Here is a 22,456-nt window from a genome sequence, read left to right on the forward strand (position 1 = left end):
GGCTCTCCATTAGTTCCGGCTCTTCCTTTGGCGAATCCTGGGTAGCGCCAGCATGCGTTCCTTTTGCTGGCGGGTCAGGGAAGGCAGCAGCTCGATGCCGATGATGCGCTCGAGTTCGGCCACCGGGATGACCTGGATCGGCGCGTCGCCGCGGTTCTCGACGAACCAGGCGGCAGCCGCCTTCTGGCGGGGACTGTACACCACCTTGTACAGGTGGCTCGGCACGATCACGTTGCCGACCTTGCGCAGGCTGCTGCCGAGGAAGGCCGGACCGGTGATCACGTACAGCGAACCCTCCTTCTTCGCCATTTGGCGCACCGCGCCTTCGATGGGCGCCCAGATGTGGCGGTTGTGGTCGCGGTCCTGGGGCACCATGTTGGCCAGCGAGAAGCTTTCGCGCTGGGCGCGGCGGTCGGGCATGTCGCCGTTCGGCGCCAGGTGGCCCCGGTCGAAGCCGCTGCGGGCATAGTCGGACAGTTCGGCCCGCTGCCCGCGCGGCAGGCGCGGCTCGGGATGGAAGGCGTTGTCGCGGTCCAGCCCCCGGGCCGCCGCCAGCTGGCCGGGCGCCAGGTGTTCGGCCGACCACAGGGCGGTACGGGTCACACCCGAATGCAGCACGCCGAATTCGCGGTAGCACAGCGCGCGGGTGGCCGCGCCCAGCTTCGGATTGCGGATCTCCGGGGGGCGGCCGTCGAGATAGTGGTCGGCGCAGCTTGCTTCCGCGGCGTGGACTGCGCCAGTGGCAAGCAGGAGTGCGAAAAGAGCAGCACGCTTGATGCGGGCCAGAGAAGAAAGGAGCATGGTCGTGTACGGCAATTCGTGGATCGTCAGCGCGCATTGTATCCGTACGGGCTTGAGCGGGCGCAAATGGCAGCACGTCAACTCGCGCACGATTGAAACTCCATTTCCCACGAGAATGCGCTACACTTGCGCCTTTCTTAACAAAAGATTCCTTTTGGGAAAGTTAGCCCGAAGCGAATGAATCGTCCGCCGATCCCTGAGGAGTTGCGTCGTTTCGTCTTGACGAGCATCCCCTCCGTGCCCTTCCTCGAGGCGCTGCTCTTGCTGCGCGCCAGTCCCCGCCAGAAATGGAGCGGTGAGATGCTCGCGCGCCGGCTGTACACCAGCGAGCGCACTGCGCTCGGCCTGCTCGACGAGCTTTGCCGTTCCGGCATGGCCGAGTCTTGTCCGGCTCCGGACGAGCACTGCTACTGCTATGCGCCGGCCACCGACGAATTGCGCGAGCGTATCGACGGCCTGGCCGATGTGTACGCTCGACATCTGGTGGACGTTACCAACCTCATCCATTCCACACTCGACCGCAAGGCGCAGCAGTTCGCCGACGCCTTCCGCCTGCGAAAGGATTCGTAAATGGGCGAACTCATCTATACCTTGTGCATGTTGACGTCACTGGCCTGTACCTGGCTGCTGCTTGCCAGCTACCGGCGCACGCGCTACCGTCTCCTGTTCTGGAGCGGGCTGTGCTTCGCGGTGATGACCTTCAATAATTTGTTCCTGATTTTCGACAAGGTCGTGTTCCCGACGGTCGATTTCATGCCGCTGCGTGTGATCAGCGCCCTGGCGGCATGCATGCTGCTGCTCTACGGCCTGATCTACGAAAAGGAGTGACGATGACCCAGATGATGTACGGTGCGATCTCGATGGCATCGCTCACGATCGCCCTGTTCTTCCTGCGCTTCTGGCGTAACACGGGTGACCGTTTCTTCCTGTATTTCGCGCTCTCGTTCTTCATCGAAGGATTGCACCGGGTGTACTCGGCGGTGCTGAACGAGGCTGGCGAGGATTCGCCCATGCACTACCTGATCCGGGTCCTGGCTTACGGCCTGATCGTGTGGGCGATCGTCGAGAAGAACCTGCCGCGCAAGGATCGCGGCTAGCGTGCGCCCGAGCGCCGGGCGCGGCGCGATAATGGGACCATGAAAAACCGTCAACAGGAGGACAGCATGGCCCCACAACACCCAGCAGGAAACGACCCGGCCCAACCCACTGGTAACCCGGTCGCGGCCGGCGGCCAGGACCAGCGTTCCGAGAACCTGCTCCCCGGAGAAGAAGGCGCCGACGACGGCCGCTTCGACGTGGCCGAAGAAGTCAGCCTCGACCAGCACTCCGATGAAGCCCGGCGGGTCGGGCAGATGCCGGAAAACGGCATCGCCGACGCCGTGCCGGATGCGCTGAAAACCCCGGTTCCCTCCCAGGGCGTGCCGGAAAAAAAGTAAGCCTTGCCAGGCCGCCATGCGCGGCCTGTGCCTGATTCCGCCCCCTTGCGCTTCATTCCCGCTCCCCGCTCCCCCGCTGCCTTGTCTGTCGTGCAGCCGTCGTTCAGCCCATGGTCACACCCATCTTCAGGCCCTCGATCGTGTGCGCCTGGCGAATCGGCTCGAGTTGCTCGACCACCCGGCAGTTCAGGTGCCGGCGCACCTGCTCCGGCAGGCGCTCGTAGTATGCGCGCGACATCTGCAGGTCGTGCTTGATGGCGTTGGTGGCATCCGGCGCGTCGGCGCCGACCACCAGCACCGGTCGCGACAACTTCGAACGATTGGCGGTGCCGCGGTGGATGGTCAGGGCCGAACGCGCCGAGATATCGCCCACCTTCGGCAGCTTGCGCTGAGCACGGGCTTCGTAGCGTGGGTAGAGGGACTGGTCCGGGAACATCGGATCGCCCTCGAACAGGTCCCATTGGGTGCCCGGCGCAATCTCGAAAGGACCCATCTCTTCGGTCACGTCGACGGTGGTGAGGTTGAAGGCCAGCGAACTGAGGCGCCTGCCCTGCACCGTTTCCGGCGGCGAGGCGAAGTCGCGGTGCCAGGGCTGGTGCATGGCGCCGGGGCCCGGCACGTCAAAGCCGACCTCGACGATGCGCCACTCGGGTCCGAGCACGGCGCTGCAGACCGCCCGCACCCATGGGTGGGCGGCGATCGTCGCGAAGGCGCGCAGGCGCTCCGGGTGCACCTCGACGTAGAAACGGTTCGGGCCACGGTTCAGGGCGCCGCCTTCGCGCGCCATCGCCTCGTCGAACAGCATGTCGATGTCCGCGCGCAGCTCTCCGACCAGCTCGCGGCTGAAGGCGCCGCGGCAGCCGATGATGCCGTCGCCGTAGATGCCGCGCATGATGTCGGCGACATCGTATTCCGCAGATTGTGCGGTGTTTGCTCCGCTGTCCATGCTCCCTCCTCCTCTGTCCTGGCCAAGGCCCCCGGGCCGTACCGGTACTGGCCGAAACGCAAATACTACTGACAATTGCCAAGCCGCGGCGCGAGCGCAGCGAACCCGCCCGGGAGCGTCGACAGGACGGCATCCGGACCGTGGATCGTGCCCGCAACGACAACAGGATCGAAGCATGGGACTACCAGCGGCTCCGAGGGGATGGCCGTGACGGCGGCGAACCAGGCCGGCGTGCTGTGCATCTGCGAGCGCCCGGCCGTGCACGCGCTGCTCGCGGACGGCGTAACCCGCGCCGGCCCGTGCGTCAGGTGGCACAAGCGCGCGCACCGCGGCCAATTGTGCGCGCCGCATGCCGTCCGGACCGCACACTGTCGCCTTTTGCTGCGGTGCGCGGTGGAGTGCATGGATGAAGTTTTTGCTGAGCAATAATGACCTGGAAAACTGGATGCTGGCGGTCGGCGTCTGCCTCGGCACGACAGCCGTGATGGTCGTCCTGCGCATCCTGGTCGTGCGCCGCCTGGGCAACCGGGCGCGGCGCACCGCGACCCGGATCGACGACCTGCTGGTCCTGATGCTCGACCGGAGCTACCTGGTGTTCCAGCTGGCCATCGGGGTTTACCTCGGCAGCATCTTCCTCCAGATGCCGGACAGCTGGCGCCTGGTGGTGTCGCGGGTGGCGGTGGCCTCGCTGGTCGTACAGCTCGGCATCTGGGGCGACACCGCCCTGCGCGGCTGGCGCAGCCAGCTGCTGGCCACGCCCGGCGACGGCGCGCGCAAGGCCTCGAGCACGATCCTGTTCTTCATGCTGCGCCTGGTCGTCTGGACCGTGGCCTTCCTGATGTTGCTGGATAACTTCGGCTTCAACATCACCACGCTGGTCGCCAGCCTGGGCATCGGCGGCATCGCGGTGGCCCTGGCCACCCAGAACATTCTCGGCGACCTGTTCGCTTCGCTGTCCATCATGCTCGACAAGCCCTTCGAGGTAGGCGACTTCATCATCGTGGGCGATGCCCTGGGCGCGGTCGAGTACATCGGCCTGAAAACCACCCGCCTGCGCGGCCTGGGCGGCGAACAGATCGTGTTTTCCAACGGCGAGCTGCTCAGGAGCAGGATCCATAACCACAAGCGCATGGCGTCGCGCCGGGTCGCCTTCGTCCTGCGCATCGCCTACGGCACCAGCGAGGCGCAGGTGACGGCGATTCCGGCGATGATCCGCGAACTCGTCAGCCGGCGCGACGACGTCGACTTCGAACGCGCCCACTTCTTCCGCTATGGCGACTGGTCGCTCGACTTCGAGGTGGTGTACCACTTCAAGAGCCCGGACTATCTCCTGCACATGGATGCGCAGCAGGACGTCCTGCTGCAGATCTACCGCGCCTTCCAGCGCGAAGGCATCCAGTTCGCGCATCCGCTGTCGGTGATACGGGTGGCCGATTCGCACGACCCGGCCGACGGCTGGCCGCCCGCCGCGGCGGCACCCGGCGGCCCGGCGCAGCATTGAACGCGCGAGCGCGGCGGTATGCGCGGGACCGGTCCTACAGTGATGGGCCGGACAGTCCTATTTCGAAGCCGAGATCGCTGCCCTATGATGGACTCACCTCTTCCGGGACACGCCATCCGCAGGACGCGGAGCACCGGCCCGGGAGAGACCCCAACCAACCCTGTCATCGATAAGGAGATCATCATGGCCTCGAACAAGCAGGGAAACAGCAAGCGCGGCTTCGCTGCGATGGACCCGCAACGCCAGCGAGAAATCGCCGCGCAGGGCGGCCGCGCCGCCCACGCCTCGGGCAATGCCCACGAGTTCAACTCGCAGGAAGCACGCGAAGCCGGCCGCATGAGCCACAAGAATGACGGCAACCAGCAGAGCGGCAGTGGCAGCAGTGGCAGCAGCGGACGCGGCGGCAACCGCTAGGCGGATGCCCTGATCCTCACGGTAGCGCGACAGCCGGCGGGACGTCCAGGACGCCCCGCCGTTTTTATTGGGCGCCGTCGGCTTTCACGATGGATGAGCCTAAAAAAACACGGCGGCGGTACCCCGAAGGGTCCGCCGCCGTGCCGTCGCCAGCCTGCGTGCCGGATTCCCGGAACGCAGGCCGCTTACCCTGTCAGGCGGTCTTCGCGACCGGCACCGGGGTGGACTTGACCGGCATCGCCTTGACGGCCTCCGGCGTGGCCGACAGGCGCGCATGGCGGCCCGCAACGGCGCTTTCGATCAGTTCGTGCATGCGCGACGCGGTCAGGTCCCACGAGGTGTTCGCCACCACTTCGCGCATGCGCTTGGCCATGGCCTGGCGCTCGCTCTCGGTCAAGGCCAGCTGGCGTTCGCAGGCGGCAATGAACTCTTGCTGGGTCGCGGCGATCGCGACAACGTCGCCATACGGTACCTTGACGTCGGTGATCGGCGTCGAGACCGCCGGCAGTTCGGCCGCCATGTACTCGAGCACCTTGGTCGGGCTGATGAACTTGGTCGAATCGTTCATCGCGAACGGCAGCAGGCAGACGTCCCAGCCGGCCAGGAACTGCGGCAGCTGGTCATAGGTGCGCTGGCCCATGTAGTGGACATTCGGCTGCTTCGGCAGGGTCGCCGGATCGATCTTCACGACCGGGCCGACCATCACGATCTGCCATTCCGGGTGCGCGTCGGCCAGCGCCGACACCAGGTCGACGTCGAGGCGCTCGTCGATCACGCCGTAGAAGCCGAGGCGCGGATGCGGGATGCCGGCCTGGTCAGGATGCGAGATGTCGCGGTCCCGCGCCTGGTGGAAGTGCTTGGCGTCGACGCTGCTCGAGAAGCAGTGGGCATTGGCGTGACGATCGCGCTTGGACTGGTACAGGCTGGGGCCGCCGGTGAAGACGACGTCGGCCATGTTCAGCAGCGCGCTCTCGCGCTGCAACAGCTGTTTCGGCGCATTCTTGAACATTGCCAGCTCGTCCATGCAGTCGTAGACCACCTTGGACGGGTTCAGGCCCTGCAGCAGCGGCAGCGCCATCGGGGTATAGAACCAGACCACCGGCTGTTCGCCGCCCGGCACGAGATCGGCCAGCAGGGACTGCAGGGTCGGGATCTGGTCGTCATGGAAGCCTGGTGCATGGATCGCGGTATGCGGCTGGCACACCGTGATATTCGGCGCGACGGCCGTCTTCTTCAGGTATGCCTGCCCTTCGCTATACACCGGTTCCTCGACAAACAGGATATCGTAGTGTTCCGCCAGACGGGTCATCAGGTGCTGTGGACGCTGGAATACAAAGTCCCAGCGCAGGTGGCAAAACACGATCAAGGTCGGCATAGTCGTTTCCTTTCGCCTTCGTGGCGCTATTCTGTTGGTAAAGCCTGGCGGTTTTTCTCTCTGTGCCAGTCCCCGGGTGCGTCAATCGCGGTTCGATCTCGCTCCGGACTTTGCTATCGTAACATGCAAATTTTCCAATATTTTCATTTATGCATTGCAACATTGTTAATATGTAATATTGGAATCGGACACAACTGGAGACTCTCATAGGAGAGCCCTCCCGATGAGCACACTCGTGTAGGGCACTTCCTACATTCATACAAGAAGATCCACTACGGTGCGGATTGGTCGTTTTTACCGGGCACGGGCGTGCACAGGCGCTGCCGGGAGACCGGCGGGCCGATTTTCATTTGGCGGGAACGGCCGGGCGCGTCGCCGGGCGGCGGTCGACGCCGCCGCCGAGCTGTCGTCAGCCCGGCTGGTAGGCTTGCGCGCCTTCGGGATGCCCGTCCTCGCTGAAGCCTTCGGCCACCGAGACGCCTTCCAGGCCGAGCGAGAGCAGCGCGTCGCACAGGTTGTCGATCTCGGCGCCGAGGTCGGCGGCCAGATCGACCGGGGTCTCGATGCTGCCCCAGGGGCTTCCACCGTCGAGGGCATACAGGTTAATCCGAAGCACGATGTGCTCGCCCGCGTCGAGCGGCGCGACGGCCGCGTGAACCCGGTCCGGCGCCAGGTCCTTGTCCGCCAGCGTGCGCGCGACGTCGGACAGGACCCCCAGCGTGCTCAGCTCGCTGACGCCCTGTTCCTTGGCGCCGTAGAACAGGTCCTGGTAGAGGAAGTCGACATGGACGGCCTCCGGGTCGCGCGCCAGCAGGCGCCGCACCAGCGGCGCGACCTGGAAGGTCCAGGCGCGGTAGCGCTCCTCGCGCCCGGCGTACCAGGCATCGGCGCCTTCCTCGTCGGCCGGCACCATATAGAACGGGTCGCCGCTGCGCTTGAGTGAGAAGCCGAGCAGGAAGCGCAGTTCGAGCGCCGACTCGTCCGGTGCAAAGCGCTCGCCGGTCCAGCCGCGGATGCTGGCCTCGATGGTCGGCGCCGGCCGCAGCTTCTTCTCGAGCAGGGAAGCGGCGGCTTCGCGCAGCATTTCCTGCAGGGTCGAATAGGCGACGTGATCGATCTCGGCCAGGTCGTAGGCGTGCTGCACCAGCACCAGCTTGCCGCCGGCGCTTTCCAGCCCGGCCGGGTGGAAGCTGTTGGCGAGCGCCTCGTAGGCTTCCGGATCCTGGAAGGTCTCGGCAGCCTGCAGGCCTCCGGCGCTGCGCACGAACAGCGGAATCAGGAAGGCATCGATCTCGTACTCGCTGCCGTCGTCCCTGCGCAGGCGCAGGTTGGCGGCTTCCTCCTCGATGCGGCCGCGCAGCAGGCGACAGGCTTCCGGGTCGGTGTAGCGCGCCACTTCGATCGCTTCGTACAGGGCTTCGTCGCGTTTCTTGCGCAGCAGCCTGCGCACGGCGGCCAGCAACTCTTCCTCGCGCTCGGAGGCAGAACCGAAACCGGGCGCTTCCTCGCGCTCGGCGATGGCCAGGGCGAGGTCGGCCAGTTCCTGGGCCAGCGAGGCATTGTCCGGCTCGCGCGGGTTGTTGGAGGTGCGGGGCAGCGGGCGCTTATTCTTCGGCATGGCATGGTAGGGGCAGATGAGGAAGATGCCATGTTAGCGCATCGGCATGCGAGTGCGGGGCCGTTTCGGGTCCCGGCCACCGCGCCGCCCGGCATTTGCTCGCCTCCTTTGCCAGAGTCCGTTGCCCGACTCCTTTACTCGCGCCGAGGCCCCCAGGAGTGTTATGCTTCGGCAAAAACAACCATGGAGCGCAGCAATGCTCGACCGATTCTTCAAGCTCACCCAAAGCGGCACCGACGTCCGCACCGAACTCGTCGCCGGCCTGACCACCTTCCTGACAATGGTCTACATCATCTTTGTCAACCCGTCGATCCTGGGCGACGCCGGCATGCCGAAGGAGTCGGTGTTCGTCGCCACCTGCCTGGTGGCGGCGCTCGGCACCGCCGTGATGGGCCTGTACGCGAACTACCCGATCGCGATGGCGCCGGGGATGGGCCTGAACGCCTACTTCGCCTATGCCGTGGTGCTCGGCATGGGGGTGGCATGGCCGGCGGCGCTGGGCGCGGTCTTCATTTCGGGCTGCCTGTTCATCCTGGTATCGCTGCTGGGCCTGCGCGGCATGATCGTCAACGGCATCCCCAAGTCGATGCGGGTGGCCATCACGGTCGGCCTGGGCATGTTCCTGGCCCTGATCGCCCTGAAGAACGCCGGCATCGTGGTGGCCAGCGAGCCCACCCTGGTCAAGGCCGGCGACCTGCACAAGCCGGAAGCCATCATGGCCGTGGTCGGCTTTTTCGCCATCGTCGCGCTTGACCGCCTGCGCGTGAAGGGGGCGATCCTGATCGGCATCGTGCTGGTCACGGTGCTGTCCTTCTTCTTCGGCGGGAACACCTATCGCGGCATCTTCTCGGCGCCGCCCTCGATCTCGCCCACCCTGTTCCAGCTCGACATTCCGGGCGCCCTGTCGGTCGGCATCCTGAACGTGGTGCTGGTGTTCTTCCTGGTCGAGCTGTTCGACGCCACCGGCACCCTGATGGGCGTGGCGCGCCGCGCCGGCCTGCTGGTCGACGGCAAGATGGACCGCCTGAACAAGGCCTTGCTGGCCGACAGCGGCGCGATCGTCGCCGGCAGCATCCTGGGCACCTCGAGCACCACCGCCTACCTGGAAAGCGCCTCCGGCGTGCAGGCCGGCGGACGCACCGGCCTGACCGCGCTCACCGTGGCGGTGCTGTTCCTGGCCTGTCTGTTCATCGCACCGCTGGCCGGCGTGGTGCCGGCCTACGCCACCGCCCCGGCCCTGCTGTTCGTGGCCTGCCTGATGCTGTCCGACCTGGGCGAGGTCGAATGGGGCGATTCCACCGAGAGCATCCCGGCCGCTGTCACCGCCCTGGCCATGCCGTTCACCTTCTCGATCGCGGAAGGCATCGCCTTCGGTTTCATCAGCTATGCGGTGCTCAAGCTGCTCACCGGACGCGCCCGCGAGGTGGCGCCGGTGGTGTGGGTGATCGCCGCCCTGTTCACCTTCAAGATCGTGTGGGTCGGCACCTGAGGCGACCAGCGTCCTGCCGTCGTGTCGGGAATATCTAGTGGACAAGATTAAAGTTCAGTAAGTGTGTCTCAAAGCATCGAATTCAGCCGCCTTTGCGTTACAATGTCGGGCATCTTGCTGGCAATACGGTGCTTATGAAACACGTCACATTCCCTGCAGCTACCCTGGCGCTCGCCCTGTGCGCCGTCCACGCTCCGGCCCTGGCCGACATCGACCTGCCCGCCGTGGGCAACGTCCACGGCCCCCTCACGATCGCAAAGCCCGAGATCCCCGAAGGCGGCTGGTTTACCTCGGCCGAACTGGGGGCGATCGCCACCTCGGGCAATACGACCGGCACCTCGGTGACCGGCAAGATCGAGGCGCGTCACGAGACCGAGAAATGGAGCCATGAATTCATCGTCAGCGGCTTCTTCAAGGAAGACGAGTACGAGGACGAGGACGGCAACACCGAGCGCAGCAAATCGGCGGAACGCTTCGCCGCTTCGGCCAAGGCCTCGTTCAAGCTCCTGGGCGAAGGCAAGCGCGCCTTCATCCTGGGCTCGCACGTCAACGACAAGTTCGGCGCCTATACCCGTTATTCCTCGATCGCGGTCGGCCACGGTTCGCGCTGGCTGAACGCCGAGGACAAGTCGCTCGACGTGGAGATCGGTCCCGGCTATTTCACCGGCGAACGCGCCACCGGCGAGGACGAAAGCGGCCTGACCGTACGCGGCGCGGCCCAGTTCCGCTGGCGGGTCAGCCCCTCGGCCTTCTTCGCCCAGACGGTCAGCGTCGAGAAAGGCACCTCGAACACCCGTTCGGTGGCCGAGACCTCGCTCAGCACCAAGATCAATTCCACCATGCAGATGAAGGCGGGCTTCAGCGCCCGCAACGACACCAGCGTCCCGGACGGCAAGAAGAACACCGACACCCAGACCTCGCTGACGATGGTCTACTCGTTCTGATCACAGCCCGTCGCCTTCGGCATCCTGGCTGAAGGCATGCGGCGCCGACGCCGGCGCCGTGACCAGGGCGGGTTCAGCGCGGCGCGGCCCGCAGCGGCGTGCCCGGCCGCGATCCGCCGACCGCCAGCAGCGCGGCCAGGCTGAGCAATGCGGCGGCCGACAGGTAGTAACCGACGTAGGCGAGGCCGTAGTTGATCGCCAGCCAGGTGGCGATATACGGCGCCAGGGAGGCGCCCAGGATGCCGGCCAGGTTGAAGGTGAGCGAGGCGCCGGTATAGCGCACCTCGGGCGGAAACATCTCGGCCAGCAGGGTGCCCAGTGGCCCGTAGGTAAAGCCGACCAGGCACATGCCGAGCACCATGAAGCCGCCTACCGCCAGCAAGGTCCCCGCGCCGAACAAGGGGCCGAACAGCAGGCCGAACAGGGCGATCGCCGCGCTGACCAGGATCATCGCCGTGCGCCGGCCATGGCGGTCGGCCAGCAGCGCCGAGGGCGGGATGGTGAGGCCGAAGAACACCACCGCCACCAATTGCAGGCTAAGGAATTGCTGGCGCGAAAAGCCCAGTTGGCTCGTGCCCCAGCTCAGCGCGAACACGGTCATCAGGTAGAACACCACGAAGGTCGCCAGCGCGACGACCGTGCCCAGCAGCAGCGCGCGGGTGTGGACCGTCAGCACCGCGAGCGCCGGCAGCGCGACCCGCTCGTTGCGGTCCAGTACCTTCTGGAAGTCGGGCGTCTCGGTGATCTTCAGGCGCACGTACAGCCCGACGATCACCAGCAGTGCGCTGGCCAGGAAGGGGATGCGCCAGCCATAGCTGAAAAAGTCGGCATCGGTCATGAACCGGTCCAGCAGCAGGAAGGTGCCGCCCGACAGGAAGAAGCCGATCGGCGCGCCCAGCTGCGGAAACATGCCGTACCAGGCACGCTTGCCCGGCGGCGCGTTCTCGGTGGCCAGCAGCACCGCCCCGCCCCACTCGCCGCCCAGTCCCAGCCCCTGGCCGAAACGGCACAGGGCCAGCAGCAGCGGCGCCAGCGTGCCGATACTCGCGTAGGTGGGCAGCAGGCCGATCAGCACGGTGGACACGCCCATGGTCAGCAGGGCTGCCACCAGCGTGGCCTTGCGCCCGATGCGGTCGCCGAAATGCCCGAACACGGCCGAGCCGACCGGACGTGCGAAAAAAGCGATCGCGAAGGTGGCCAGCGACTGCAGGGTGGCGGCGGCCGGATCGGCAGTCGGAAAGAACAGGCGCGGGAATACCAGCACCGCGGCGGTGGCATAGATATAAAAGTCGTAGAACTCGATGGTGGTGCCGATCAGGCTCGCGAACAGAACGGTGCGCGGCTTGTTGGCGGGGGTGTTGCCGGATGCGAATGCTGCCGCAGCGCTCATGCTCTACCTGCCTGGGCGAGCGCCACGCGCACTTCGTCGCTCGATACCGGGCGCACCACGCGGGCGACCTCCTGGCCATCCTTGAGCACGACCACGGTCGGCCACAACTTGATGCGGAACGAGCGTCCCAGCGGCCGTCCCGGGCCGTCCTCCACCTTCAGGTGGCGCACCGACGCGCTGTCCCCCACCGCCTCGTCGATGAGCGGCTCGGCGGCGCGGCAATAGCCGCACCAGTTGGCGCCGAAATCGAGCATCACGGTGCCCGTCATGGCGTCGACGGCGCTGCGTTCTGGCTGGGTGGTTTCGTAGGGTGCGGACATGCGGGTCTCCTGTTCTTGTGCCGGATTGCTGTTGATATGGCAAGCGTACCTCAAAAAGTTGCCACTGGCACGGCCGGCCGGACGATTCCGGTACTGCCACCTCCCCGTTGGTGAAATACCGTACGGAACACATCTGCTGCGACTGGCACTCTGGCCTCAGGCAAATGTAATCAAGGAGACAATCATGTCCGACAACCTGCAAAATCGCGGCGCCCAGGACCGCGCCCGCATCAACGTGCACGAGGATTGGGAGGTGCGTCACTGGACCGAGGCGCTGGGCGTGAGCAAGGAAGAGCTCGAGCGCGCCGTGCAACAGGTGGGCCCGAGCGCCGACGCCGTGCGCGAACACCTGAAGCGCCACTGATCCACGCCGCGGGCGGCAACCGCGCTGCCCGCGGCGCCGGCACGGCCGCCGCGCGCGCATGGGTGGATGGCTATTCTGGAACGCCCGCTGCAGCCCGGGCCCGACCGGCAAGCACGCCACGAAAAACAATTCAGAGATACGGGCAAACCTGTTAAGCTTCAGGGGCTTGCTATAACACAATAATTCTGCCCGTGCAACACACCACTCCGCCCCGCCCATCCACATGAAGACGCGCACCCATCTGTTCCTGATGGCTGCCGCCATCCTGATTCCGGTTGCCCTGGCGTTCTGGATCGGGGTGTCGATGCTGCTCGACTGGGAACGCGAATCGCGCATCCAACGGGTGCAGGAAACCGCACGCGCCACCGCCCTGCTGGTCGACCGCGAGATCGCCGTCAAGGAAGCCCTGCTGCGCGTCATCGCCAATTCGGAAAGCCTGGGCGAGGGGAATCTTCCGCGTGTGTACCGCCTGGCCGCGCGCCTGAACGCTGCCGATCCGCTGTCCTGGACCACCATGGTGGACGAGCACACCCGGCCGATCTTCAATACGCTGCGCCCGTACGGCGCCGAACTGCCGGGCACGAAGAACCGCTACGCCGCCGAGGTGCTGGCCAGCGGCAAGACGCGGGTCTCGGGCTATTTCATCGGCAGTGCCTCGAAACGGGCCGTCGTCTCGGTGGATGTGCCCACGCCGCCCGGGCATCCGGTACGCTTCGTGGTCAGCCAGGTGTTCGACGCACGCTATTTTGAGCGAGTATTTGCCGGCAGTGCCCTCGAAGCCAGCTGGCTGGTCGGCATCTTCGATGCGAACGGCGTCACCATCGCCCGCAACCACAATGGCGCCCGGTCGGCCGGCAAGCCGATGCACCCGGAGATGCGCCTGGCCGTCCAGCATGCGGGGAGCGGCGTGCTGCGCCACGTCACGCACGAAGGCACCGAGGTGTACGGGGTCTATACGCGCGCAGCCGTCAGTGGCTGGACCATCGTGATCGGGGTGCCGGTGGCCGCCGTCGAATCGGCCGCGCGCGCCGCCGCCCTGTACGCGACGGTCGCCCTGCTCGTCCTGATGGGCATCGCCCTGCTGATCGCCGTCTATTTCGGCAACAAGCTCACCAACGCCCTGCAACGGGCCGGCAGCGTCGCCAATTCCCTGGCGCGCGGCGCGATCGCCAAGCCGCGCCCGACCCGGGTCGACGAGGTCGACGCCCTGCTCGACGGCCTGCATTTCACCAGCGAAGCCCTGTCGCGCGAAAGCGCGGCGCGCCAGGCCCTGCAGCACGAGCGCGAGCAGTTGCTGATCAGCGAACAGCGCGCACGCCGCGTGGCCGAAGCGCAAAGCCGGGCCAAGGACGGCTTCCTGGCGATGCTCGGGCACGAACTGCGCAACCCGCTGGCGGCAATCTCCGGCGCCATGAGCGTGCTCGACATGCCGAACGTGAAGCCGGAACTGGCGGACAATGCCCGCGAGATCAGCCGGCGCCAGATGCGCCACCTGACCCGGATCGTGGACGACCTGCTGGACGTCCAGCGCATCCTGTCCGGCAAGATCGTGCTGCGGCGCGGGCCCGTGGACCTGGGCGAGGTGCTGCGTTCCTGCGTCGAGGCCAAGCGCCTGGTGGACGCCGGCAAGCACGCCTGGGAGGTCGCACTGGCGCCGGCCTGGGTCGACGGCGACCGCACCCGCCTCGAGCAGATCGTCGACAACCTGCTGCACAACGCCATCAAGTACACGCCGGCCGGCGGCGGCATCGCCGTCAGTTGCAGTGTGCGAGACCAGGAGGCGGTGGTCGAGGTCCGCGACAGCGGCGTCGGGCTCGCGCCCGATCTGCTGCCGGTGATCTTCGACGTGCTGGTCCAGGGGCCGACGAGCATCGACCGTGCCCAGGGCGGCCTGGGCCTCGGCCTGGCACTGGTGAAGGAACTCAGCGCCCTGCACGGCGGCCGGGTGTCGGTGCATAGCGCCGGCGTCGGCCTGGGCTGCACCTTCACCCTGGTGCTCCCGCTGCGCGCGGCAACGGGATTCGACGCCGACCCGGCCTCGGCGCGCGCATCGGGCCTCCCGCGTCCAAGCCTCGACCCTGCCTGAACCTGTAAATCGACGCTGCCGCCCATACCTGTCCGGTATCGGACACTTCATGGAGCGCCACATGCGAAGCTTTCTGGGCGGCCTGCTGCGGGCCGCGATCATTGCCATCGTGCTGCTCGCCATCTGGGGCCTGCTCGGCCCCTGGCTGCGTCATGCCGTGTACGCGATGCGCCTGCAGGCCATGCCGGTCCCGGGCACGCTGGCGATGCCGGTAAGCGGGGTGCGGCCGAAAGCACTGCGCGATACCTGGCATGCGGCCCGCAGCGAGGGCCGCAAGCACGAAGGGATCGACATCTTCGCCAGGCGCGGGACCGCGGTGCGCTCGGCCACCGAGGGCATCGTCTTGCGGGTCGGGACCAACCGCCTCGGCGGCGAGGTGGTATGGGTGCTGGGGCCGGGCGGGCAACGGCATTACTATGCCCACCTCGACCGTTTCTCGGACGTGGCGCCGGGCATGCGGGTCGAGCAAGGCCGCCTGCTCGGCTATGTCGGCAATAGCGGGAATGCGAAGACCACGCCGCCACACCTGCACTACGGCGTGTATGGCAGGGATGGGCCGCTCAATCCCTATCCCTTGCTCAAGGCCGCGCCTAGATGATGTCTTCGTCGCCGGCGGCCGGCGCCGGCGGCCGAAGCTCGGGCAAGCCGGCCGGGGGCGGCGCCGTCTGCACCGGCGCCGGCTGGAACGGCTGCGGCGCCGGCACATCCTCGTCCTCGATCGGCGCCGGGTCGGGCATCTCGGCGTCTTCCGCCGGCATCTCGCCCTCGAGTTCGAGCTCGCCCGGTCCCTCTTCGACGTATTCGGGCTCCTCCACCTGGCGCGGCGGCGCCGGACGCCCGCCCGGCAGCATCGCATCCGGGTCCAGCTTGCCGCTGTCGAGGGCCGAGCGCATGAAGTCGCCCACCAGCAGCAGCGCGTTGTGACCGCCCTGCCCCCAGTAACTGCTGCGCATGCTCACCCGGTTGTCGTTGAAGCCCACCCAGGCGCCCGTTACCAGGTTCGGGTGCATCAGGATGAACCAACCGTCGGTATTGTTCTGGGTGGTGCCGGTCTTGCCGGCCACGTCGCCGTCGATGCCGAAGCGGTAGCGTACCCCGCCGCCGGTGCCGCGGCTGACCACCCCGCGCAGGATATCGATCAGGGTCACCGCAGCCTCCTGCGACAGCACGCGTTCGGGGGCATCGGGCGCGAAGTCGGCGATGGTCTTGCCGTCGCGGTCGGTGATGCGGCGCACGAACACCGGCTTGCGGTACTCGCCCTGCGCCGCGATGGTGCTGTAGGCGCTGACCATCTCGAGCAGGGTCACCGGACTGGTGCCGAGGGCCAGCGAAGGCACGGCCGACAACTTGCTCTCGCGGATGCCCATGTTCCGGGCCAGCCGCACCACCGGGCTCACGCCGACCTGCTGCATCACCTGCGCGGTGATGGTGTTCTTCGAGTAGACCAGGCCGTCGCGCATGCTCATCATGGCGCCGCTGCTGCCCGCCATGTCGGTGGGGCGCCAGACCGTGCCGCCGATGCGGATGTCCTGCACCACGTCGCGGTAGCGCTGGTCGGGCGGGATGCCGCTTTCGAGCGCGGCCGCGTAGACGATCGGCTTGAAGGTCGAGCCGGGCTGGCGCGACGCCTGCACCACGTGGTCGAACTGGTCGCGCTCGAAGCTGCGGCTGCCGACCCAGGCCCGGACCTCGCCGGTATGCGGGTCCATCGCCACGAAACCCGCCTCCAGGCGCGACTTGGCCGCCTTCAGCCCGCGCATGAATGCGCGGTCGGCCTTCAGGCGCTCAAGGGCGCCGGCCGGGGCTTCGCCGTCCTCGACGGCGCCGCGGTACTCGCCGCTCTCGCGCACGAATGCGTCCAGTTCGCGTGCATGCGAGGCCCAGTAATACGAGAACGGATCGACGTCGTCGCGCATCGACGTATACATGCCGGTCGAGGTCGAGCGCGGCATTCCCCGGTAGGCCCATTCGACGTCGGCGATGGCCTGCAGCGTATTGGTCTGGCGCGCCACCGCGCGTACCGCCGCCGCCTGCAGTTCCTGGTCGAGCGTGGTGTGTACCACCAGGCCGTCGAGCTGCAGGTCGTAGTCGTTCTCCTCGGCCCAGTCGAGCAGCCACTTGCGCACGTAGGCGGTGAAATGGTCGTCCTTGCCGCTGCGGTCGTTCAGGCGCGCGAAACGTACCCGCAGCGGGCGCTTGGCCAGCGCGCGGTAGCGCGCCTCGCTGAAGGCCCCGTGCTTGGCCATCTGCGACAGCACCACGTTGCGGCGCTTCTTGGAGCGTTCCGGATTGGCCACCGGGTTATAGTAATGGGTACCCTTGAGCATGCCCACCAGGGTCGCCGCTTCCAGCACGTCGAGCCTGGCGGCCGGCTTGCCGAAATAGGTGCGCGCCGCCATCTCGATGCCGTAGGCGTTGTACAGGAAGGGCACCGTGTTCAGGTAGGCTTCGAGGATTTCGGTCTTGCTGTAGGTGTTCTCGATCTTGATCGCGGTGATCAGTTCCTTCATCTTGCGGTTCAGGTTGCGCGAACGCCCGATCGCTTCGGGGAACATATTGCGCGCCAGCTGCTGGGTAATGGTCGAGCCGCCCTGGGCGTCGCCCTTGAGCGTCGCGACCAGGGCGCCGGCCACGCGCCGGAAGTCGATGCCGTGGTGGTCGTAGAAGCGGTGGTCTTCGGTGGAAATCAGCGCCTTGACCACGTGCGGGGAAATCTGCGACAGCCTGACCCGTTCCTGCAGGCCCTTCTCGAAGCTGCCCAGCTCCTTGCCATCGGCCGACAGGATCACGCTCGGGCGCGCGGTGTTGGCCTGGCGCAGGTCGTCGATGCCGGGGGTGAGCGGAATCAGGATCACCAGGTAGAGGAAGAAGGCCATCAGGCCGGCCGCCGTTGCCCACAGCCCGATGAGCAGGGCCTGCTCGGCGCGCGGGCGGTCGCGCAGGCGCGCCAGCGCCATCGCATACCCGGCCCGGGCGCGCCCACGGGCGCGGTCGAACAGGCGCCGGCCCTGCCGGCCGAAGGCGGCGCGGCGCGTGCGATCGGATGCGCTGCCCTCCGGTCCCGAATGGGGTTCGATTTTTTCTTCCTGGTCCACGATACGAATCCTTGCTGCAAATGGCGGCTGGGCGCGCGCGCAGCGCGCCATGCTCTTGTGCGAACGCGCGGTGTCGGGGACATTGCGCGCCTTGTTAATGCGGCAAGTATAGCCGACCGCGACCGAACCCACGGTCCGCTTCGCCCGGCGCCGCTGGCGGCAGGCCGCGGGCCGGATCGCTGCGCTCAGCCATGCGCCGGGTCGGGTTCCACCCTGCCCTTGCGCAGCAAGGCCTCGACCTGTTGCACCGGTTCGGGCCGGGCAAAGATATGTCCCTGCACTTCGTCGCAGCCGCGCCCGCGCAGGTAGTCGAGCTGCTCGATGGTTTCGACGCCCTCGGCGATCACCTGCATGCGCAGGCCGTGCGCCAGCGAGATGATGGCGTCGACCATCGCGGCGCCGTCGGGGCTGAGCACGATGTCGTGGACGAAGGAGCGGTCGATCTTGAGCACATCCACCGGGAAGCGCTTCAGGTAGGCCAGGCTGGAATAGCCGGTGCCGAAGTCGTCGATCGACAGCTTCACCCCCATCGCCTTCAGGCAGCGCATGGTCTCGATCGCGGCTTCGACATCGGCCATCATCATGCTTTCGGTCAGTTCGATCTCGAGCGAGTCGGCCTCCATGCCGGTCTCCTCCAGCACCTGGCGCACGGTCTGCACCAGGTCGGGCTCGGCGAACTGGCGCGCCGACAGGTTGACCCCGATGCGCAGCGGTCCGAGCCCGGAGCGCTGCCAGTGGCAGTTCTGGCGGCAGGCCGTGCGCAGCACCCAGGCGCCGATCGGCACGATCAGGCCGGTTTCCTCGGCCAGCGCAATGAAGCGCTCCGGGAGCACGGTGCCGAGCTGCGGGTGGCGCCAGCGGATCAGCGCCTCGGTACCGACCACGCGGCCGCTGCCGAGCTCGACCTGCGGCTGGAAAACCAATTCGAACTGGTCGTCGCGCAGCGCGCCGCGCAGGGCAGCTTCCAGGGCCAGGCGGTCGCTGGCGTGCGCGTTCATGTGCGGCGCATAGAACTGGACCGCGTTGCGCCCGGTCTGCTTGGTGCGGTACATCGCTACTTCGGCGTGCTTCACGAGGGTGTCCGGATCCTGTCCATCGACCGGATAGCCCGCCACGCCCGCACTCGAACCGAACACCAGCGTGTGATCCTCGCAGCACAGCGGTTCGGCGATGGCGTCGCGCACCGCCTGCACCCGCGCCGCCGCCTGGCGCTCGTCCGCGTAGCCGACCAGCACCAGCACGAAATTGTCGCCGCCGGCGCGGGCGGCGGTATCGGCCTGCCGGATCGCGCCCGCGATCCGGTTCGCGATCGCGCGCAGGGCATCATCGCCAAGCCGGCGTCCGAGCGTGTCGTTGACCAGTTTGAAGTGGTCGATGTCGAGCGCCACCACCCACACCGGGACGCCGCCCGCATTCGCGATGGCGCGCTCGATACGGTCGGCCAGCAGCGCGGAATTGGCCAGCCCGGTGAGCGTGTCGTAGCGCGCCCGGTGCGCCAGTTCGGCCTCGTAGCGCTTGGCCACGGTGACGTCATAGGTGGTCACCACGAAGTGCTCGGTGGCGCCCTGCGCGTTGCTGACCGGGGCGATGTAGACCTCGCTGACCAGTTCACGGCCGTCGCGGGTCGCCTGGTGCACCAGTGCGTGGCCCTTGCGGCCCTCGTGGAGCGCCTGGCGCAGTTCTTCCAGACCCGGCTCGTCGCTGTCGGCGCGCGCCAGGCTGGCCAGCGGCTTGCCGGTGAGCCCGCCCGGTCCGTAGCCGAGCGTGCGCTCGCAGGACGGATTCGCGTATTCGATCGGGTAGCCGTGGCGGGACGCGCTGATCAGGAGGATCGGATTGGCGGCCGACTCGATGGCGCGCTGGTGCAGGCGCAGCGCTCCGGCGGTCATGGCCAGGTCGGCGGTGCGGCGCTCGACCAGGGATTCGATGCGGCGGGTCCGGGCGCTGCGCTGCTGCACCAGCGCGGCGGCCGCCAGCGTCAGCACGCAGCCGTAGCCGAGGATCGACAGCGAGCCGACCTGGCCATCGAGGCCGTGGCCGCGCTGCACCGCCCGCATCTCCCAGTGCGAACCGGAAACCTCGAACGCGCGCGTGAGGACGGTCGGCGCGCCGCCCAGCCAGCGCTCCCAGAGCGTGCGCGGCGCCGGCTCGGCGGGGTGGTTGAACACCGCCACGCGTTCGCCGCTGCGGGTGCGCCCGTACAGCGTCAGCGCAAACCCCGCATTGTCCAGCAGGCGCGCCGCGTGCAGGCTGCCGCCGATCAGCAGGCCGGTGTCGATGACCACGACCGTGATGCCGAGTACCGCCGCGCGCCGCGCCGCCACGCTCGAGAGCTCGGCACCGGCCCGGTAGACCGGCATCGCCACCAGCATGCCGCGCAGCGCGCCGTCGCCCGCCAGCAGGCGCAGCACCGGGCTGGCGGTCGGTTCTCCCGAGTCGACCGCGCGCTGGGTGAAGTCGCGCTGTTCGGGCCGCGACCAGGCGTCGAAGCCGAACACCTGGGCGTTGTTGACGACCGGCACCACGTAGTCGATGACCAGATAGCGCGGGCGCGGGGCCGCAGGCAGCAGGGCGCCGTCCGGGCCGCGCTCGCGGATCGCGAATCCGGGCCAGAAGCGACGGCGCTCGGCTTCGAAGGCCGGGCGCTCGGCGGCGCCGACGTAGCGCTGGTATTCGAGCGCCGCCAGGTAGCCGTTGCTGCTGGCGAGCGGCTGCGCAAAGGCATCGAAGGCCTCGCGCGAGACCGCGCCGCCGCCGGCCGTGAACAGCAGGTTCAGCGCGTGCAGGTCGTGCACGGCATCGGCAAAGGCGCGCGTGACGGCAGCGGCGCGCACGGCTGCCCGCTGCGCGAAGTCGGCGCGCGCACTGTCCGCCTCCAGCGCGCGCGCCACGCCGAACAGCACAGCCGTCAGCGCGAACCCGGCCAGGGAGGTCGCCACGGCAGCGCGGGAGACGATGCGCCGCCGCTGGAACAGCGGGAGGGCGAGCAGCCGATTCATATGGCCTATCCTAGCGCATGCGGTCCGGCGCCGCGCCACGTTTCGGCTGCGCAAAGGCCGGGGTCGCCATCCGGCCGGCATGGTTTTCGGCTATGATCGCGCCATGTCTGAAAATTCCTCCATTTCTGCCGGGAACCCTTCGCCGGGGCAGCCCGCCTCGCAGCCCACTTTGCAGCCCGCCTCACAGTCCAGCTCGCAGCCCGACAGCGAACAGCCGATGCGGGTGCTGCGGCAGTTCCGTATCGTGTTCAACGCGGTCAAGAGCCATTTCCGCCAGGTCGAGCGCGAAGCCGGCCTGGGCGGCGCCCAGTTGTGGGCGCTGTCGGTGATCGAGCGCCATCCCGGCATCGGGGCCACCGGTCTGGCGCGCGAGCTCGACATCCACCAGTCGACTGCCAGCAACCTGGTACGCGGCCTGGTCGAGCGTGGCTACGTGACCGGCAGCCGCGAAGGGGCGGACCGGCGCACCGTCGCGCTGCATGTGCAGCCGCCCGGGCTCGAGGTGCTGCAGCGCGCCCCGATGCCCTTTGCCGGCGTGCTGCCGGACGCGCTCGCCAGCCTGGACCTCGCCACCCTGGCGCAACTGGAAGGCAATCTCTCCTGCCTGATCGCCCGACTCGACGTGGACGACGAGGCCGGGCAGTTGCCGCTCTCCCAGCTCTGAGGCCGGTGCCAGGGTCTGTCTGAGGCGTCCCCGGCACGGGACAGCGACTTTCCGTCGGGTGGTCGGCTCGGCCGACCGCGCGTCCCGGCCGCCCCCACGAGCCATGACAAGAATGTCCTTGTCGCGACGCCGTATTCAGTCAGTCAGACCCTGGCAGTCCTTGCGGACCATGTAGACGAAGTGGGAGCGTAGCGGCGGCAGCAGCGCCGCGAGCCCCTCGTGCACGAGGCCAGGCAGGCCGGCGAGCGCGCGCGCGAGCGGCGGCGCAAGCAGCAAGGTACGGTAATGGCGTTCGCGCGCCGGCCAGAGACGGTCGAGCTCCGCTCGGGTCAGCTTGCGTACGTTGCGGTTGCGCGGATTGTTGTAGCGGAAGTCGAACACCATGCACCAGCCGCCGGGCCGGAGCATGCGCCACATGTCGCCGGCCAGCGCCTGCCGTGTGGCTTCGTCCAGGATCGATGAAAACACCGTGTGTGCGGTGACCAGGTCGACGCTGCCGTCCGCCAGGCTGTCGAGCCCGCCGAGATGCCAGTGGACGCCCTGCGCGGTCCTGAGGCGGGCCAGTTCCAGCCGTTCCGGCAGCAGCTCGGTGCCGGTCAGCTTGTGCGGGCTGGCGCCCCAGTCGATGAGCTGGCGCAGGAAACTGCCGGTGCCGCAGCCGACGTCCAGTACCCGGAGCGCGGCCAGGTTCGGCCCGACCGTCTTGCGCAGCATGGCGCCGAGCGCGCGGGTGCGGTCCGCCGATTGCTGCAGGACTTCCGGACGAAGCCGTTCGTAGCGGCGCAGCGCGCGGCCACCGCTCCACTGACGATAGATTCGTGCAATACGCTCGTGCTCATGTTCGCGTGTCATCGCCTCGGCTGCCGCTCATGTTCCCGTCGGGGTGATTGTGCGTAAAGCCCTCGCGGCCGCGTTTGCGCCGCGGCAGGCGCCGGAAATAAACCGGGAACCTTTACAAGAATTTACACTGCACGCCTCGCGGACCCGGGGACGCGACAGGCACGCACTGCGCGT

Annotated in this window: 21 protein-coding genes; 12 read left to right on the plus strand and 9 right to left on the minus strand. The window is 67.6% G+C overall.

What is annotated here, in order from left to right; translation table 11 throughout:
• Positions 1-9: 9 nt before the first annotated feature.
• A complete protein-coding gene (locus tag IM543_13330; protein QOY92597.1) occupies positions 10-801 on the minus strand; it encodes a DNA/RNA non-specific endonuclease in 792 nt (263 codons plus the stop codon).
• Positions 802-978: 177 nt separating this feature from the next.
• Between IM543_13330 and IM543_13335 the strand changes: the two genes are divergently transcribed.
• The 4 genes from IM543_13335 to IM543_13350 all read left to right on the plus strand — a co-directional run bounded on the left by IM543_13335 (position 979) and on the right by IM543_13350 (position 2,237).
• Entirely contained in the window at positions 979-1,371 is a 393-nt protein-coding gene (locus IM543_13335; GenBank protein QOY92598.1) for a hypothetical protein, read from the plus strand.
• A complete protein-coding gene (locus tag IM543_13340; GenBank protein QOY92599.1) occupies positions 1,372-1,629 on the plus strand; it encodes a hypothetical protein in 258 nt (85 codons plus the stop codon). It abuts the gene before it with no gap.
• A gap of 2 nt (positions 1,630-1,631) precedes the next feature.
• Positions 1,632-1,898, plus strand: coding sequence for a hypothetical protein (locus IM543_13345; GenBank protein QOY92600.1), 267 nt, complete (start codon positions 1,632-1,634; stop codon positions 1,896-1,898).
• A 66-nt stretch (positions 1,899-1,964) separates the two neighbouring features.
• On the plus strand, positions 1,965-2,237 hold the full coding sequence (locus tag IM543_13350) for a hypothetical protein (protein QOY92601.1): 273 nt from the start codon (positions 1,965-1,967) through the stop codon (positions 2,235-2,237).
• 103 nt (positions 2,238-2,340) lie between these two features.
• Here IM543_13350 and IM543_13355 read toward each other — a convergent pair whose 3' ends face one another.
• Complete coding sequence (locus IM543_13355; GenBank protein QOY92602.1) at positions 2,341-3,183, minus strand: phytanoyl-CoA dioxygenase family protein; 843 nt, start codon at positions 3,181-3,183, stop codon at positions 2,341-2,343.
• 406 nt (positions 3,184-3,589) lie between these two features.
• Between IM543_13355 and IM543_13360 the strand changes: the two genes are divergently transcribed.
• Entirely contained in the window at positions 3,590-4,684 is a 1,095-nt protein-coding gene (locus IM543_13360; protein QOY92603.1) for a mechanosensitive ion channel family protein, read from the plus strand.
• 183 nt (positions 4,685-4,867) lie between these two features.
• The gene (locus IM543_13365) at positions 4,868-5,098 is read left to right on the plus strand and encodes a hypothetical protein (GenBank protein ID QOY92604.1); all 231 of its coding nucleotides are present in this window, start codon (positions 4,868-4,870) and stop codon (positions 5,096-5,098) included.
• A 193-nt stretch (positions 5,099-5,291) separates the two neighbouring features.
• Here IM543_13365 and IM543_13370 read toward each other — a convergent pair whose 3' ends face one another.
• Both IM543_13370 and IM543_13375 read right to left on the minus strand, forming a co-directional pair.
• Complete coding sequence (locus IM543_13370) at positions 5,292-6,473, minus strand: glycosyltransferase family 1 protein (GenBank protein QOY92605.1); 1,182 nt, start codon at positions 6,471-6,473, stop codon at positions 5,292-5,294.
• Positions 6,474-6,882: 409 nt separating this feature from the next.
• Entirely contained in the window at positions 6,883-8,091 is a 1,209-nt protein-coding gene (locus IM543_13375) for a hypothetical protein (protein QOY92606.1), read from the minus strand.
• A 163-nt stretch (positions 8,092-8,254) separates the two neighbouring features.
• Here IM543_13375 and IM543_13380 point away from each other — a divergent pair, with 163 nt between their 5' ends.
• A complete protein-coding gene (locus IM543_13380) occupies positions 8,255-9,580 on the plus strand; it encodes an NCS2 family permease (protein QOY92607.1) in 1,326 nt (441 codons plus the stop codon).
• 134 nt (positions 9,581-9,714) lie between these two features.
• Positions 9,715-10,524, plus strand: a complete 810-nt coding sequence (locus IM543_13385; GenBank protein ID QOY92608.1) for a DUF481 domain-containing protein — start codon at positions 9,715-9,717, stop codon at positions 10,522-10,524.
• A 73-nt stretch (positions 10,525-10,597) separates the two neighbouring features.
• On the opposite strand, the gene IM543_13390 is transcribed toward IM543_13385, so the two are convergent.
• Both IM543_13390 and IM543_13395 read right to left on the minus strand, forming a co-directional pair.
• Positions 10,598-11,914 (minus strand): MHS family MFS transporter, encoded by a 1,317-nt coding sequence (locus IM543_13390; protein QOY92609.1) that lies wholly within the window; start codon positions 11,912-11,914, stop codon positions 10,598-10,600.
• Positions 11,911-12,234 (minus strand): thioredoxin family protein, encoded by a 324-nt coding sequence (locus IM543_13395; protein QOY92610.1) that lies wholly within the window; start codon positions 12,232-12,234, stop codon positions 11,911-11,913. Before IM543_13395 ends, IM543_13390 begins: the two co-directional genes overlap by 4 nt.
• Positions 12,235-12,418: 184 nt before the next feature.
• Here IM543_13395 and IM543_13400 point away from each other — a divergent pair, with 184 nt between their 5' ends.
• The 3 genes from IM543_13400 to IM543_13410 all read left to right on the plus strand — a co-directional run bounded on the left by IM543_13400 (position 12,419) and on the right by IM543_13410 (position 15,282).
• A complete protein-coding gene (locus tag IM543_13400) occupies positions 12,419-12,598 on the plus strand; it encodes a DUF3606 domain-containing protein (protein ID QOY92611.1) in 180 nt (59 codons plus the stop codon).
• 223 nt (positions 12,599-12,821) lie between these two features.
• Positions 12,822-14,684, plus strand: a complete 1,863-nt coding sequence (locus tag IM543_13405) for a sensor histidine kinase (protein QOY92612.1) — start codon at positions 12,822-12,824, stop codon at positions 14,682-14,684.
• A 61-nt stretch (positions 14,685-14,745) separates the two neighbouring features.
• Positions 14,746-15,282 carry a M23 family metallopeptidase gene (locus tag IM543_13410; GenBank protein QOY92613.1) on the plus strand — a complete coding sequence of 179 codons (537 nt, stop codon included), beginning with the start codon at positions 14,746-14,748 and terminating at the stop codon, positions 15,280-15,282.
• Here the strand turns inward: IM543_13410 and IM543_13415 are convergent.
• Both IM543_13415 and IM543_13420 read right to left on the minus strand, forming a co-directional pair.
• Entirely contained in the window at positions 15,275-17,641 is a 2,367-nt protein-coding gene (locus tag IM543_13415) for a PBP1A family penicillin-binding protein (GenBank protein ID QOY96675.1), read from the minus strand. The two genes, IM543_13410 and IM543_13415, sit on opposite strands and share 8 nt — an antisense overlap.
• Positions 17,642-17,964: 323 nt before the next feature.
• Positions 17,965-20,778, minus strand: coding sequence for an EAL domain-containing protein (locus IM543_13420; protein ID QOY92614.1), 2,814 nt, complete (start codon positions 20,776-20,778; stop codon positions 17,965-17,967).
• Between the two features lie 217 nt (positions 20,779-20,995).
• Between IM543_13420 and IM543_13425 the strand changes: the two genes are divergently transcribed.
• Positions 20,996-21,442: a MarR family transcriptional regulator gene (locus IM543_13425; GenBank protein ID QOY96676.1), complete on the plus strand. Its 447-nt coding sequence runs from the start codon at positions 20,996-20,998 to the stop codon at positions 21,440-21,442.
• 135 nt (positions 21,443-21,577) lie between these two features.
• Here IM543_13425 and IM543_13430 read toward each other — a convergent pair whose 3' ends face one another.
• Entirely contained in the window at positions 21,578-22,294 is a 717-nt protein-coding gene (locus tag IM543_13430; protein ID QOY92615.1) for a class I SAM-dependent methyltransferase, read from the minus strand.
• Between the last annotated feature and the right edge of the window lie 162 nt (positions 22,295-22,456).

This window comes from Massilia sp. UMI-21 (genome assembly GCA_015277795.1).
Classification (GTDB): Bacteria; Pseudomonadota; Gammaproteobacteria; order Burkholderiales; family Burkholderiaceae_D; genus Telluria.

Coding starts and splice junctions, on each gene's coding strand:
- IM543_13370 (QOY92605.1), bottom strand. CDS start 6,473: ATGCCGACCTTGATCGTGTTTTGCCACCTGCGCTGGGACTTTGTATTC.
- IM543_13415 (QOY96675.1), bottom strand. CDS start 17,641: ATGGCGCTGGCGCGCCTGCGCGACCGCCCGCGCGCCGAGCAGGCCCTG.
- IM543_13340 (QOY92599.1), top strand. CDS start 1,372: ATGGGCGAACTCATCTATACCTTGTGCATGTTGACGTCACTGGCCTGT.
- IM543_13420 (QOY92614.1), bottom strand. CDS start 20,778: ATGAATCGGCTGCTCGCCCTCCCGCTGTTCCAGCGGCGGCGCATCGTC.
- IM543_13390 (QOY92609.1), bottom strand. CDS start 11,914: ATGAGCGCTGCGGCAGCATTCGCATCCGGCAACACCCCCGCCAACAAG.
- IM543_13350 (QOY92601.1), top strand. CDS start 1,965: ATGGCCCCACAACACCCAGCAGGAAACGACCCGGCCCAACCCACTGGT.
- IM543_13380 (QOY92607.1), top strand. CDS start 8,255: ATGCTTCGGCAAAAACAACCATGGAGCGCAGCAATGCTCGACCGATTC.
- IM543_13355 (QOY92602.1), bottom strand. CDS start 3,183: ATGGACAGCGGAGCAAACACCGCACAATCTGCGGAATACGATGTCGCC.
- IM543_13365 (QOY92604.1), top strand. CDS start 4,868: ATGGCCTCGAACAAGCAGGGAAACAGCAAGCGCGGCTTCGCTGCGATG.
- IM543_13410 (QOY92613.1), top strand. CDS start 14,746: ATGCGAAGCTTTCTGGGCGGCCTGCTGCGGGCCGCGATCATTGCCATC.
- IM543_13425 (QOY96676.1), top strand. CDS start 20,996: ATGCGGGTGCTGCGGCAGTTCCGTATCGTGTTCAACGCGGTCAAGAGC.
- IM543_13345 (QOY92600.1), top strand. CDS start 1,632: ATGACCCAGATGATGTACGGTGCGATCTCGATGGCATCGCTCACGATC.
- IM543_13405 (QOY92612.1), top strand. CDS start 12,822: ATGAAGACGCGCACCCATCTGTTCCTGATGGCTGCCGCCATCCTGATT.
- IM543_13395 (QOY92610.1), bottom strand. CDS start 12,234: ATGTCCGCACCCTACGAAACCACCCAGCCAGAACGCAGCGCCGTCGAC.
- IM543_13430 (QOY92615.1), bottom strand. CDS start 22,294: ATGACACGCGAACATGAGCACGAGCGTATTGCACGAATCTATCGTCAG.
- IM543_13360 (QOY92603.1), top strand. CDS start 3,590: ATGAAGTTTTTGCTGAGCAATAATGACCTGGAAAACTGGATGCTGGCG.
- IM543_13335 (QOY92598.1), top strand. CDS start 979: ATGAATCGTCCGCCGATCCCTGAGGAGTTGCGTCGTTTCGTCTTGACG.
- IM543_13385 (QOY92608.1), top strand. CDS start 9,715: ATGAAACACGTCACATTCCCTGCAGCTACCCTGGCGCTCGCCCTGTGC.
- IM543_13400 (QOY92611.1), top strand. CDS start 12,419: ATGTCCGACAACCTGCAAAATCGCGGCGCCCAGGACCGCGCCCGCATC.
- IM543_13375 (QOY92606.1), bottom strand. CDS start 8,091: ATGCCGAAGAATAAGCGCCCGCTGCCCCGCACCTCCAACAACCCGCGC.
- IM543_13330 (QOY92597.1), bottom strand. CDS start 801: ATGCTCCTTTCTTCTCTGGCCCGCATCAAGCGTGCTGCTCTTTTCGCA.